The sequence below is a fragment of the Streptomyces sp. LHD-70 genome, assembly GCF_031157275.1.
Lineage (GTDB): Bacteria > Actinomycetota > Actinomycetes > Streptomycetales > Streptomycetaceae > Streptomyces.
The window spans coordinates 126,212-139,440 of the sequence record NZ_JAVIFW010000018.1; the positions used below are offsets into that span (position 1 = coordinate 126,212).

At 71.9% G+C, this 13,229-nt stretch carries 12 protein-coding genes; 10 read left to right on the forward strand and 2 right to left on the reverse strand.

Annotated features, from left to right (window positions below; genetic code table 11):
• Positions 1-404: 404 nt before the first annotated feature.
• Entirely contained in the window at positions 405-1,238 is an 834-nt protein-coding gene (locus RCO28_RS30090) for an HAD-IB family hydrolase (RefSeq protein ID WP_308944452.1), read from the reverse strand.
• 497 nt (positions 1,239-1,735) lie between these two features.
• Here RCO28_RS30090 and ssd point away from each other — a divergent pair, with 497 nt between their 5' ends.
• From ssd to RCO28_RS30125, 7 genes are all read left to right on the forward strand, one after another.
• Positions 1,736-2,827, forward strand: a complete 1,092-nt coding sequence (gene ssd / locus RCO28_RS30095; RefSeq protein ID WP_308944453.1) for a septum site-determining protein Ssd — start codon at positions 1,736-1,738, stop codon at positions 2,825-2,827.
• The gene (locus RCO28_RS30100; protein WP_308944454.1) at positions 2,824-3,972 is read left to right on the forward strand and encodes a TadA family conjugal transfer-associated ATPase; all 1,149 of its coding nucleotides are present in this window, start codon (positions 2,824-2,826) and stop codon (positions 3,970-3,972) included. The genes ssd and RCO28_RS30100 overlap by 4 nt, the downstream gene beginning before the upstream one ends.
• A gap of 11 nt (positions 3,973-3,983) precedes the next feature.
• Positions 3,984-4,868 (forward strand): type II secretion system F family protein, encoded by an 885-nt coding sequence (locus RCO28_RS30105; protein ID WP_308944503.1) that lies wholly within the window; start codon positions 3,984-3,986, stop codon positions 4,866-4,868.
• 12 nt (positions 4,869-4,880) lie between these two features.
• Entirely contained in the window at positions 4,881-5,738 is an 858-nt protein-coding gene (locus tag RCO28_RS30110; protein WP_308944504.1) for a type II secretion system F family protein, read from the forward strand.
• A gap of 28 nt (positions 5,739-5,766) precedes the next feature.
• On the forward strand, positions 5,767-6,003 hold the full coding sequence (locus RCO28_RS30115; protein WP_308944455.1) for a DUF4244 domain-containing protein: 237 nt from the start codon (positions 5,767-5,769) through the stop codon (positions 6,001-6,003).
• Positions 6,004-6,100: 97 nt separating this feature from the next.
• The gene (locus RCO28_RS30120) at positions 6,101-6,490 is read left to right on the forward strand and encodes a TadE family type IV pilus minor pilin (protein ID WP_308944456.1); all 390 of its coding nucleotides are present in this window, start codon (positions 6,101-6,103) and stop codon (positions 6,488-6,490) included.
• A 98-nt stretch (positions 6,491-6,588) separates the two neighbouring features.
• Positions 6,589-7,056 carry an Rv3654c family TadE-like protein gene (locus RCO28_RS30125; protein ID WP_374991280.1) on the forward strand — a complete coding sequence of 156 codons (468 nt, stop codon included), beginning with the start codon at positions 6,589-6,591 and terminating at the stop codon, positions 7,054-7,056.
• Here the strand turns inward: RCO28_RS30125 and RCO28_RS30130 are convergent.
• Entirely contained in the window at positions 7,025-9,487 is a 2,463-nt protein-coding gene (locus tag RCO28_RS30130) for a DEAD/DEAH box helicase (protein ID WP_308944458.1), read from the reverse strand. The two genes, RCO28_RS30125 and RCO28_RS30130, sit on opposite strands and share 32 nt — an antisense overlap.
• 77 nt (positions 9,488-9,564) lie before the next feature.
• On the opposite strand from RCO28_RS30130, the gene bldG reads away from it, so the two are divergent.
• From bldG to RCO28_RS30145, 3 genes are all read left to right on the forward strand, one after another.
• A complete protein-coding gene (gene bldG / locus RCO28_RS30135; protein WP_005475923.1) occupies positions 9,565-9,906 on the forward strand; it encodes an anti-sigma factor antagonist BldG in 342 nt (113 codons plus the stop codon).
• 104 nt (positions 9,907-10,010) lie between these two features.
• Positions 10,011-10,454 carry an ATP-binding protein gene (locus tag RCO28_RS30140; RefSeq protein WP_308944459.1) on the forward strand — a complete coding sequence of 148 codons (444 nt, stop codon included), beginning with the start codon at positions 10,011-10,013 and terminating at the stop codon, positions 10,452-10,454.
• Positions 10,455-10,826: 372 nt separating this feature from the next.
• Positions 10,827-13,229, forward strand: a complete 2,403-nt coding sequence (locus RCO28_RS30145; protein WP_308944460.1) for a sodium-translocating pyrophosphatase — start codon at positions 10,827-10,829, stop codon at positions 13,227-13,229.

The window sequence follows — 13,229 nt, forward strand, 5'->3', positions numbered from 1 at the left end:
GCACCTATATGGAGCCCGATTTCCGAGTGTGCACCGGCGGCTCTCAAAGGTCCTGAACAGGGTTGCGGCGGTACCAGTCCTGGTACCGCCGCTGGCATGTCCGCCCAGTTACCAAGCGTCCTCGAAATATTGCCCATCAGGTCGGGGAACTTTGCCCGTTGCCTGGTGCAGCTGGCCCGTAATCGACGGGTCGACGTCGCGTGGGTGCTTGACGGCCATGCTTCGGTCCGTGGGGCCTTCGGTTGCGTTTAAAGGTGATCCTCTCGGATGTCCTTGGTCTCGCGGGCCGTTGACTCCTTTCTACTCCTGTCATGGGTGATGCGAAAGTCCTGGGCCGACTTCTTTACTTTTAGGTTCAAATACGGGCGAAGCGGCCCCTCTGTGAGGCCTCCGAGCGCCCGAATTCAAGAGGCGAGCGAACGCCGCCTGCTCGCGAACCAGACAAGGCCGGCGGTGGCCGCGGCGGCGCCGACCGCGGCCGCGGCGACGAGCGCGGGCCTCGGCGGGGCCGACAGGGACGGCACCCGCTGCTTCAGGCGGACCGGCCGGTGGAAGTCCAGAATCGGCCACTCTCGGGAGACCGCCTCGCGGCGCAGCGCACGGTCCGGGTTGACCGCGTGCGGGTGGCCGACGGACTCCAGCATGGGCAGGTCAGTCGCCGAGTCGCTGTACGCGAAGCACCGCTCCAGGTCGTACCCCTCGGACTCGGCCAGCTCCCTGATGGCCTCGGCCTTGGTCGGTCCGTACGCGTAGTACTCCACCTCGCCGGTGAAGCAGCCGTCCTCGCCGACGACCATGCGGGTGGCCACTACTCGGTCCGCGCCCAGGAGTTCACCGACGGGCTCGACGACCTCGGCGCCCGAGGTGGAGACGATCACGACATCACGGCCGGCCGTGTGGTGGTCCTCGATGAGGGAAGCGGCCTCGTCGTAGATGATCGGGTCGATCAGGTCGTGGAGCGTCTCGGCGACGATCTCCTTGACCTGTTGCACGTTCCATCCCCGGCAGAGTGCCGAGAGATATTCGCGCATACGCTCCATCTGGTCGTGATCGGCACCGCCCGCGAGAAAGACGAACTGGGCATATGCGGTACGCAGCACGGCCCTGCGGTTGATCAGTCCCCCTTGGTAGAAGGACTTGCTGAACGTGAGCGTGCTCGACTTCGCAATGACCGTCTTGTCCAGGTCAAAGAAGGCGGCTGTGCGGGGCAAGGAGCGGTTTTCCACATGCCCGAGCATAGGGGCCAACCATTCGGCGTAAGGTCTGGCGCGTGGGTTTGCTTGAGAAGGCTCTCGGGTACACCATGGAAGTCACGGATCGTTCGCGACCGTGCTAACCCGGTCTGGCTCCTCCCCCCCCGAGTCGGACCGTGGGGACGACCCCCGCTCTCCCCCCCGGCGGGGGTCGTCGCATGTCCGGGCCCGTTTCGGGCCCTTCTTTCTGCCTGCTTCACGCCGCTCGGTGCCCGCTTGGCGCCCGAGTGCGGCAGACCAAGATCCGTGACTGTGCGTAGTGGTCGGACTGCTCTGTGGCAGTTTTCGGTCCGTCACCGGTTTGGGTGACGGAGTTATTCACAACCGCTGAGTTATCCACAGTTCTTGACCAAGATCCACACGATTTCCCGCTCCCGCTCATCGTGATTCCAGCCGCGAAGTCCGAGACCCGTTCATGGGCTCGATCGCGGCCTGCGGGATTCACGACGTTCGCCACGTTTCAAGGGAGAGGGGGCCGAGCCATGACGGGTTCGATCGCGCATGACCGGGGGCCGGCCGAAGGAGAAGAGCGGGCCGGACCGCTGATCGTCACCGAGGACGCGCAGTTGCTCGACGACCTGCTGAGGCTGTGTGCCGCGGCGGGTGCGCGGCCCGAGGTGCACCACGGAGTGCCCGAGCGCGGGGGTGGCTGGGACACGGCACCGCTGGTCCTCGTCGGGGACGACGCGGTGCATCGGGTGCGCGGCGCAGCACGCCGACGAGGGGTGTGTCTCGTCGGCCACGACCAGGACGACCCGCGGGTCTGGCAGCGGGCCGTGGAGATCGGCGCCGACCATGTGCTGAGGCTTCCGGACGCCGAGGACTGGCTCGTCGACCGGATCGCCGACGTGGCGGAGGGTGTAGGCCATCCGGCCCTCACCGTCGGCGTGCTCGGAGGCCGCGGCGGCGCCGGAGCGTCGACGCTCGCCTGCGCCCTCGCCCTGTCGGCGGCGCGATCAGGGCGGCGCACGATGCTCGTCGACGCGGACCCGCTCGGCGGCGGCTTGGACGTCCTGCTCGGCGGCGAGACCGTGAAGGGGCTGCGCTGGCCCGCCTTCGCGGAGTCCAAGGGGCGGGTCGGGGCCGGAGCCCTGGAGGAGTCGTTGCCGCGCCTGCACGACCTGAGGGTGCTCAGCTGGGACCGCGGGGACACTGTGGCGGTGCCGCCGGGTGCGATGCGGGCCGTCCTCGCGGCGGCACGCCGCAGGGGCGGAGCGGTCGTGGTGGACCTGCCGCGCCGCATGGACGACAGCGTCGTGGAGGCGCTGGCCCAGGTGGACCTCGGGATTCTCGTGGTCCCCGCCGAGCTGCGCGCGGTGGCGGCAGCGGGCCGGGTCGCGGCAGCGGCGGGAATGGTGCTGCGAGACCTGCGCGCCGTCGTCCGCGCCCCGGGCACGGCAGGGCTCGACAGCGACGAGGTGGCCGGACTGCTCGGCCTGCCGCTGGCCGGTGAACTGCCCGCCGAGCAAGGCCTCGGACGCGCCGGCGGGCCGCCCGGTGCGGACGCGCACACTGCGCTCGCCCGGTTCTGCTCGGCCTTCTGGGCACGCGTCCCCGCGGAGGGCACGTCATGACGGCGGATCTGCTCGACGGCGTACGGCAGTGGCTCGCCTCCTCCGGCGCCGAGCCGACACCGGCCGGGGTCGCGCGGGCCCTGCGGGAACAGGGCAGGGTCCTCGGTGACGCCGAACTGCTCGGAGTGGTGCGGGACTTGAGGTCCGAGCTGGTCGGCGCAGGTCCGCTGGAGCCCCTGCTCGCCGATCCCGAAGTGTCCGACGTGCTGGTGACGACGCCCGACCAGGTCTGGGTCGACCGGGGCCGGGGGCTGGAGCTCACCGGGGTCTCGTTCGCGGACGCGGGCGCCGTGCGACGCCTTGCCCAACGCCTCGCCGCGGCCGCCGGGCGCAGGCTGGACGACGCCCGGCCGTGGGTGGACGCGCGGCTGCCGGACGGCACGCGGCTGCATGCGGTGCTGCCGCCCGTCGCCGTCGGGTCGACGTGCCTGTCCCTGCGCGTGGTGCGGCCCAAGGCCTTCTCCCTGGACGAGCTGGTCGCGGCGGGGACAGTGCCGCCCGGAGGCGACCGGATCCTGCGGGCCCTGGTCGAGGCCAGGCTCTCCTTCCTGATCAGCGGGGGCACGGGCTCAGGCAAGACGACGCTGCTGTCCGCCCTCCTCGGCCTGGTCGAGCCGACCGAGCGGATCGTCCTCGCCGAGGACTCCGCCGAGCTGCGCCCCGACCACCCGCACGTGGTCCGCCTGGAGGCCCGGCCCGCCAACCAGGAGGGCGCCGGCCTGGTGAGCCTGCGGGACCTGGTCCGCCAGGCGCTGCGGATGCGGCCCGACCGGCTGGTCGTGGGCGAGGTGCGCGGTGCGGAGGTCGTGCACCTCCTGGCGGCTCTCAACACGGGCCACGAAGGCGGTTCGGGCACGCTCCACGCCAATGCCGCCACCGATGTGCCGGCCCGCCTGGAGGCGCTGGGCACGGCGGCGGGCCTCGACCGGGCGGCGCTGCACAGCCAGTTGGCGGCCGCCGTCTCGGTGGTCCTGCATCTCGTACGGGACCGCGCGGGCCGGCGGCGCATCGCCGAGGTGTGCGTCCTGGAGCGGAACGACGCGGGCCTGGTGGTGGCGGAGCCCGCCCTGCGGTGGGACGCCGAGGCGTTCGCGTACGAGCGGGGCTGGCCGCGGCTGCAGCGGCTGTTGGGCGGTGCCACGTGAGTGGGGATGCGATGGTCGCGGCGAGCGGACAGGCAGCACCGGTGTACGCGGCGGCGGTGTGCGCGGGTGCGGCGGCCTGGCTGTGCGTCGGGCCGGACCGGGGGCTGCGGCGGGCGCGGCTGCTCCTCGCGGGGACGGCGCTGCACGAACCGGTGGTCGTGCCTCCCTGGGAGCGCCTGCTGGCGCGGGCGCGGGGACGGGTCGGACGTGAATGGTGGTGTCTGGTGGCCGGGTTGGTGGTGGCGGTTGCCGGGCAGTCGGTGCTGCCGCTGGTCCTCGGGGCGGTCGGAGTGCCGTTGCTGAAGCGGGTGTTGCGTGGCCGGGAGCGGCGCAAGGAGCGACAGGCCCGGGCCGATGCCGTGATCGCGCTGTGCGGTGCGCTGGCCGCCGAGGTGCGCGCGGGACGGCAGCCGGGGGAGGCGATGCTGGCCGGCGTCCGTTCGGCGGATGCCGACGCCGGGTCCGGCCTCGGTGCGGCGGAAGGGGCGGTGCTCGCGGCGGCCCGGTTCGGCGGCGATGTGCCGCAGGCGCTGCGCGCGGCCTCAGCGGAGCCGGGGGCCGAAGGGCTGCTCGGACTCGCCGCGTGCTGGCGGGTGGCGGTCGACCGGGGCGGCGGGCTCGCCGCCGGCCTCGCCCGGCTTGAGGGCGCGCTGCGGGCCGAGCGGGACCAACGCGCCGATCTGCGCGTGAGGTTGTCCACAGCCCGGTCCACGGCTGCGCTGCTTGCAGCCCTGCCGGTGGTCGGCCTCCTCATGGGGACGGGCCTGGGCGCCGACCCACTGCGCGTACTGCTGCACACCCCCGCCGGCATCGGCTGCCTACTGGTCGGCGGTGCTCTCGAAGGAGTGGGGATCTGGTGGGCGGTGCGGATCGTGCGCCGCGCGGAGGGGCGATGAGTCGAGGTGGACATGACGGCGGCGGGGGAGCGGCTCGTGTCGATGGGTGCGAACGGACTCGCGGCGGATGCCTTCCACAGGCTGGGGGTGACGCTGCTGATCGGGGTGGCGGTGTTCGTCGCCGCAGGGATGGCCCTGGCGGAGTGGAGCGCACGCCGAGCGCGGCGGCGGGCCCGCGCGCTGCTGGGGCGGGGGGAGGCGCCGCGACGCTCCCGGAAGCGACTGCCCAGGCCCGAACTGGGCGGATGGATGCCGGTGTTGGGCCCGGCCTGCGGCGGTTTCGTGCTGCTGGGTGGCGCCCTGGGTGCGGGCCTGGGTGGCCTGGCCGGATACGCCGTGCGGCAGTGGCTGCGGCGGCGCGAGCGATCCTCGGGCGGACTGGGTCGGGACGGCACCGGCGGAGCCGCGGCGGCTGCGGAACGCGCCGAGGCGGAGCGCCAACTCCCGCTGGCGGCAGACCTGATGGCGGCCTGCGTGACGGCAGGCGCGGGTCCCGTGGCCGCCGCGGAGGCTGTGGGCGAGTCGCTGGGTGGGCCGGTGGGCGAACGGCTGGCGTTGGCGGCCGTGGAGTTGCGGCTCGGTGGTGAAACGACCGAGGTGTGGGGGCGGTTGGGCGCGATATCGGGCGCCCGCCCCTTGGCCCGCTGCCTCGCGCGGGCCTGCGAGGCGGGTGCTCCTGCCGCCGAGGAGCTGGCCCTGATCGCCGCGGACTGCCGTGCGGCGTGGACCCGTACGGCCGCCGCGCGGGCGCACAAGGCGGGAGTCCTGATCGCGGCACCGGTGGGGCTGTGTCTGCTGCCCGCGTTCCTCGCGGTGGGAGTGGTGCCGGTGGTCATCGGGCTGGCCGGCGGGGTTCTGAACATCAACTGACGTGAGAGATACGGGGGTTCACCAGCACATGCGATACGTGAAGAAACGGGGCAACGGCCTCGGGGGCGGTTGCCGTGCGGCGCTGCGGGCGGTGCACGACCGGGTGCGGTCGGCGAGTGACGCGGGGATGACGACTTCGGAGTACGCGTTGGGCACGGTCGCGGCATGCGGCTTCGCGGCGTTGCTCTACAAGGTCGTGACGTCCGACGCCGTGCGGGAGGCCTTGGAGTCGATCGTCGGGAAGGCGCTCGGTGTCCAGGTCTGAGGCCGAGGCTGAGGCCAGGTCTGACTCCGGGGCCGGGTGGGGGGCCGAGTCCACGTCTGCGTCCCGGTCTGAGTGGGGCGCCCACTGGGCCCGCGGTGTGCGTGACGGCGGATATGTGACCGCCGAGGCGGCCACGGTGATTCCCGCGCTCGTACTGCTCGGTGTGGCGCTGCTGTGGGCGTTGATGGCGGCTGTCGCGCAGATCCAGTGCGTGGACGCGGCTCGGGCCGGGGCCCGTGCGGCGGCCAGGCAGGAACCGGAGCGCGTAGCCGTCGCCGCGGCGAAGCAGGCCGCGCCGGAGGGAGCGCAGGTGGAGGTGAGCAGAGAGGGCGACCTGGTCCGGGTGTCCGTCGCCGCCCATGCGCCCGGCCCGCGGGCGCTCACGTTGGAGCTGGAGTCGGAGGCGGTCGCCCTGGCCGAGGAGGCGGTGGGGCGGTCATGGCCGCGGGGGCGAGGGCCGGAGGAAGAGCGGGGGCCGGAAGAGTGAGGGCCGACGGAAGGAGTGCGTGGGCGGACCGTCGTACGCGGGGATCGCCCTGGAGCGGGCCGGGCGGCGAGCGGGGTTCGGCGACGGTCTGGGCCGTGATGGTGGCCGCCGCGCTGTGTGCGGTCTTCGGGGGCGTACTGCTGCTGACCCAGGCCGTGTTGGCGCGGCACCGGGCGGGTGGGGCCGCCGACCTGGCCGCCCTCGCCGCAGCGGACCGTGCGCTGCGGGGCAGGCAGGAGGCGTGTGCCGGGGCCGAGCGGGTGGCGGCGGAGCAAGGGGCCGAGGTGGTGCGGTGCACTGTGCGCGGGGAGATCGCCGATGTGACGGTGCGGGCACGAGCCGGGAGCTTCCGGGCGCAGCTGCGGGCACGTGCCGGGCCGCCCGGGGCCGGGCTATCCGGGGCGGGGCCGTCCGCAGACCCGGGCCGCCCGTCGCCTGGCCGAGCGCAGCCGGCCCGGGCATCACCTGGCGGAGCGGTGCCCTCCGCGGCGCCCGGCCGCGCGTCGCCCCGCCGGGAGCGCGGCAGCGGCGCCCCTAAGGAGCCGGTGCCGCAGGTGCCCCCTTGAGCAACTCCGTGAGGAGGCGTACGGCTCCGCGTTTGTGCAACGGGTCGTTTCCGTTGCCGCACTTGGGGGACTGGACGCAGGACGGGCAGCCGGCCTCGCACTCGCAGGAGGCGATGGCCTGCCGGGTCGCGGCCAGCCACTCACGCGCGGTGTGGAAGGCGCGCTCGGCGAAGCCCGCGCCGCCCGGGTGGCCGTCGTAGACGAAGACCGTCGGCAGCAGGGTGTCGGGGTGCAGGGGCACGGACACACCGCCGATGTCCCAGCGGTCGCAGGTGGCGAAGAGCGGCAGCATGCCGATGGACGCGTGCTCGGCGGCGTGCAGGGCGCCGCCGAGGATCTCCGGGTTGATCCGGGCCGCGTCCAGCTGGTCCTCGGTGACCGTCCACCACACGGCGCGGGTGCGCAGCGTACGAGGAGGAAGGTCGAGCTTGGACTCGCCCAGGACCTCGCCGGTGATCAGGCGGCGGCGCAGGAAGGAGACGACCTGGTTGGTGACTTCGACGGAGCCGTAGCAGAGCCGGCCGTCGCCCCACGGGATCTCCACGTCCGTCTCCAGGACGGAGATGGCGGTGGTGTCGCGCGCGGTGGTCGAGTAGGGCGGGTTGGCCTGCTCGACGAGGGCGACCGACTCCTCCAGGTCGAGCTCGCGCACCAGGTAGGTGCGGCCCTGGTGGAGGTGGACGGCCCCGGTGTGCACCGCTGTGTGGGCGGCGGAGGCGTCGACGGTGCCGAGCAGGGTGCCCGTGCCCGCCTCCACGACCTGGACGGGGGTGCCGCCCTCGCCGCGGATGTCGGTCAGGTCGGCGGCGCGTTCGCGGCGGGTCCAGTGCCAGGCGCTGGTCCTCCGGCGCAGCAGCTTCGCGGCTTCCAGCTGCGGGAGCAGCTCCTCGGTGGTCGGGCCGAACAGCTTCAAGTCGTCGTCGGTGAGCGGAATTTCGGCCGCGGCGGCACAGAGGTGGGGTGCGAGGACGTACGGGTTGTCGGGGTCGAGGACGGTGGACTCGACCGGCTGCCGGAACAGCGCCTCCGGGTGGTGGACGAGATACGTGTCCAGGGGGTCGTCGCGGGCGACCAGGACCGCCAGCGCCCCCTGGCCCGAGCGCCCGGCGCGGCCCGCCTGCTGCCACAGGGAGGCGCGGGTGCCGGGGTAGCCGGCGATGACGACCGCGTCCAGGCCGGAGATGTCGACGCCGAGTTCGAGGGCGGTGGTGGCGGCGAGCCCGAGGAGCTCGCCGGAGTGCAGGGCACGCTCCAGGGCGCGCCGCTCGTGGGGCAGATACCCGCCCCGGTACGCGGCGACGCGCTCGACCAGCGAGCGGTCGACCTCGGCCAGCCGCTCCTGGGCGATCACGGAGATCAGCTCGGCGCCGCGGCGGGACCGTACGAAGGCGACCGAGCGCACGCCCTGGACGGTGAGGTCGGTGAGCAGGTCGGCGGTCTCGGCGGTGGCGGTGCGGCGGACGGGGGCGCCCTTCTCGCCGTGGAGTTCGGTGAGCGGCGGCTCCCACAGGGCGAAGACGACTTCGCCGCGCGGCGAGGCGTCGTCGGCGACCTCCTTCACGGGCAGGCCGGTGAGCCGGCCCGCGGCTATGGACGGGTCGGCGGCGGTGGCGGAGGCGAGCAGGAAGACCGGGTCGGAGCCGTACCGGGCGCAGAGGCGCCGCAGCCGGCGCAGAACCTGGGCGACGTGCGAGCCGAAGACGCCCCGGTACGTGTGGCACTCGTCGATGACGACATAGCGCAGGGCACGCAGGAAGGAGGACCAGCGGGGGTGGGAGGGCAGCATGCCGCGGTGCAGCATGTCGGGGTTGGTGAGGACGTAGTTGGCGTACTGGCGCACCCATTCGCGTTCCTCGACCGGGGTGTCGCCGTCGTAGACCGCTGGCCGGATCGCGTTGCCGAGCGGGGCGGCCAGCTCCTTCACGGCCCGGCACTGGTCGGCGGCGAGGGCCTTGGTGGGCGCGAGGTAGAGCGCGGTCGCGCCGCGCCCGTTGGGCGCCTCGGAGCCATCGAGGAGCGCCGAGAGGGTGGGCGTCAGGTAGGCGAGGGACTTGCCGGAGGCGGTGCCGGTGGCGACGACCACGGACTGGCCGTCGAGGGCGTGCTCCGCGGCCTCTGCCTGGTGGGCCCAGGGATGCTCGATGCCCGCTCGCTGAACGGCCGAGATCACTTCTGTCCGGATGCGATCGGGCCAGACGGCATGGCTGCCCTCTCTCGGGGGCAAGTGCTCCACATGAGTGATGCGCGAAGCCCGGCTTCCCCCGGCGGCGAGGCGGTCGAGGACCGTGCGCGGCGAGGGTCGTTCGGGCCCGCCCGCAGAGGGGCGATCGGGTCGGTGATTCTTGGCCATCGGCACCGAGTGTGTCACTGGCGTGACGGACAATGGTCCGAAGGCGTCGTGCACGCCCGCCGGTAAGTGATTGAATGCCATCGCGGCTGGCGACCGTCCCAGGCCTGACATCAGGTGTCCGAGGGGCGAGCGCTCGATAGCAAGGTGCTGGAGGATCCGTGGACCTGTCCCTGTCGACCCGTACCGTCGGCGATCGTACGGTCGTCGAGGTCGGTGGCGAAATCGATGTATATACCGCGCCCAAGCTGCGCGAGCAGCTGGTCGAGCTGGTGAACGACGGCAGTTTCCACCTTGTCGTCGACATGGAGGGCGTGGACTTCCTCGACTCCACCGGACTCGGCGTGTTGGTTGGCGGTCTCAAGCGAGTGCGGGCCCATGAGGGTTCGTTGCGCCTGGTGTGCAACCAGGAGCGCATTCTGAAGATCTTCCGCATCACCGGTCTGACCAAGGTGTTCCCCATCCACACCTCGGTCGACGAAGCGGTGGCGGCCACCGACTGAGGGCCGGTGCCCCCGGGCCGTTGGCCCGGGGTGTCAGGAGCAGGGGGCGCCGGGCCGATCGGTCCGGTCCCTTGAAAGCACGCTCACACGTCCGAGGGGGATGCATGGCCACCGTTGAGCTCCGCTTCAGCGCGCTGCCCGAGCACGTCCGGACCGCCAGACTCGTGGCGGCCGCGGTGGCGCGCAGGGCCGGAGTGGACGAGGCCGTACTCGACGAGGTGCGGCTCGCCGTGGGCGAGGCATGTTCGCGCGCCGTCGGGCTGCATCAGAGTGCCGGCGTCACCGCGCCGGTGCGAGTGGCCCTCATTGAGGAGGAGAAGCAGTTCTCCATCGAGGTCGGTGACGAGGTGGCGCATGCCGACACCTCGGCCGGCGACGGATCGGCCCCGGGCTCGCCCGGGGCGGACGACCTGGACGCCGACGGCGAGGACGACATGGGCCTCGCCGTCATCAGCGGCCTGGTCGACGACGTCGAGGTGACGGCGGGGCCGGAGGGCGGGCTCATCAAGATGAGCTGGCCGACGGCCACGGCGACACTGCTTCCCTGAGCGAACCACGGCCGCGCGTGCGCGGCTGATCGAACGGCGCCGTCCCCGCGGGGGCGGCGCCGTTCTCGTGTCTCCGTGGGGGACACCGTCGCCTCCGCGGGGCTCCGTTTTTCTCAAGTATCCGCCAGTCAGGGCCATTTCGCGCTCCGGACGGGACTGTGATGTTTATTGATCACTGCCGTGCATCCACCGAGCGTTTCGCCCCGTCAATGCCTTTGAAGCATTACCACTTTCGAGGGCAATCTTAGGACGCGATCATTTGCTGATGAGCAAGTGCGGGCCAATTCCGTTTGTCGCGCACTGTTTTGATCAGGTTCCGCTCCCTACAATCCGTCCACATCTTGAGCTCAGCCCAAGCGTCAAGGAGGACGAATGGCGGGGCTTTCTACCCCTCATCAGTTTGACCACCCCTCAACCCTCGCGGCAGCGGTACTCACCTCTGACAATCGACTGATCGTCATGGTCATCGGAGTCGTCGCGCTCGCCGCGCTCGCGGTCGCCGGAGTCCTGGTGCGCCAGGTGCTCGCGGCGGGCGAGGGCACCGAGCGCATGAAGGAGATCGCCGGAGCGGTCCAGGAAGGCGCAAATGCCTATCTGGCCCGCCAGTTGCGCACCCTCGGCGTTTTCGCCGTCGTGGTGTTCTTCCTGCTCCTGCTGCTGCCCGCAGACGACTGGAATCAGCGCGCCGGGCGTTCGATCTTCTTCTTGATCGGCGCGCTCTTCTCGGCGGCCACCGGCTATATCGGCATGTGGCTCGCGGTGCGCAGCAATGTGCGGGTGGCGGCAGCCGCTCGTGAAGCCACACCTGCGGAAGGAGAACCGGCAAAGGATCTTACGGCCGTTTCCCACAAGGCCATGAAGATCGCTTTCCGCACGGGCGGCGTCGTCGGCATGTTCACGGTGGGGCTCGGGCTCTTCGGTGCTGCCTGCGTGGTTCTCGTGTACGCCGCCGACGCACCGAAGGTGCTCGAAGGGTTCGGCCTCGGTGCCGCGCTGATCGCGATGTTCATGCGTGTCGGCGGCGGCATCTTCACCAAGGCCGCCGACGTCGGCGCCGACCTGGTCGGCAAGGTCGAGCAGGGCATTCCGGAGGACGATCCGCGTAATGCCGCGACCATCGCCGACAACGTGGGCGACAACGTCGGCGACTGCGCCGGAATGGCCGCCGACCTCTTCGAGTCGTACGCCGTCACGCTGGTCGCCGCGCTGATCCTCGGCAAGGCGGCCTTCGGCGACGCCGGACTCGCGTTCCCGCTGATCGTGCCCGCGATCGGCGTGCTCACCGCCATGATCGGCATCTTCGCCGTGGCGCCACGGCGCTCCGACCGCAGCGGAATGAGCGCCATCAACCGCGGCTTCTTCATCTCCGCGGTGATCTCACTCGCCCTGGTCGCGGCGGCGGTCTGGGTCTACCTGCCGTCCACGTACGCCGAGTTGAAGGGCGTCACCGACGCGGCGATCCAGGCCAAGAGCGGGGACCCGCGGGTGCTCGCCGTGGTCGCCGTGGCCATCGGCATCGTGCTCGCCGCCCTGATCCAGCAGCTCACCGGCTACTTCACCGAGACCAACCGGCGCCCGGTGAAGGACATCGGCAAGACCTCGCTGACCGGACCGGCCACCGTGGTCCTCGCCGGCATCTCCATCGGCCTCGAATCGGCCGTCTACACCGCCCTGTTGATCGGCCTCGGCGTGTACGGGGCGTTCCTGCTCGGCGGTACGTCGATCATGCTGGCGCTGTTCGCGGTGGCCCTGGCCGGTACCGGTCTGCTCACCACGGTCGGCGTCATCGTCGCCATGGACACCTTCGGGCCGGTCTCCGACAACGCCCAGGGCATCGCCGAGATGTCCGGGGATGTCGAGGGCGCGGGCGCGCAGGTGCTCACCGACCTGGACGCCGTCGGCAACACCACCAAGGCCATCACCAAGGGCATCGCCATCGCCACCGCGGTCCTCGCGGCCTCGGCGCTCTTCGGCTCGTACCGCGACGCCATCGCGGGTGCGGCCAGGGAGGTGGGCGAGAAGCTGGGCGACGGTGCGCCGATGAACCTCGTGATGGACATCTCGCAGCCCAACAACCTGGTGGGCCTGATCCTCGGTGCCGCGGTCGTCTTCCTCTTCTCGGGGCTGGCGATCAACGCGGTCTCGCGGTCCGCGGGAGCGGTGGTCTTCGAGGTGCGGCGGCAGTTCCGCGAGCACCCCGGGATCATGGACTACACGGAGAAGCCGGAGTACGGACGCGTCGTCGACATCTGCACCAAGGACGCGCTCCGCGAGCTGGCCACCCCCGGTCTGCTCGCCGTGCTCACACCGATCGCCGTCGGCTTCACGCTCGGCGTCGGCGCGCTCGGCTCGTTCCTCGCGGGCGCCATCGGCACCGGCACGCTGATGGCGGTTTTCCTCGCCAACTCCGGCGGCGCGTGGGACAACGCCAAGAAGCTGGTCGAGGACGGCCACCACGGCGGCAAGGGCTCGGAGGCGCATGCCGCGACCGTCATCGGCGACACCGTCGGTGACCCGTTCAAGGACACCGCGGGCCCCGCGATCAACCCGCTGCTGAAGGTGATGAACCTCGTCGCGCTGCTCATCGCGCCCGCGGTCGTCCAGTTCAGCTACGGCGACGACGCGAGCGTCGGCGTACGGGCGGCCATCGCGCTGCTCGCGATCCTCGTGATCGTCATCGCCGTCTACATCTCCAAGCGGCGCGGGATCGCCGTGGGTGAGGAGGGCGACGGAGACCGGGTCGCGAAGGCCACGGACCCGGCGGTGGTCTCCTGA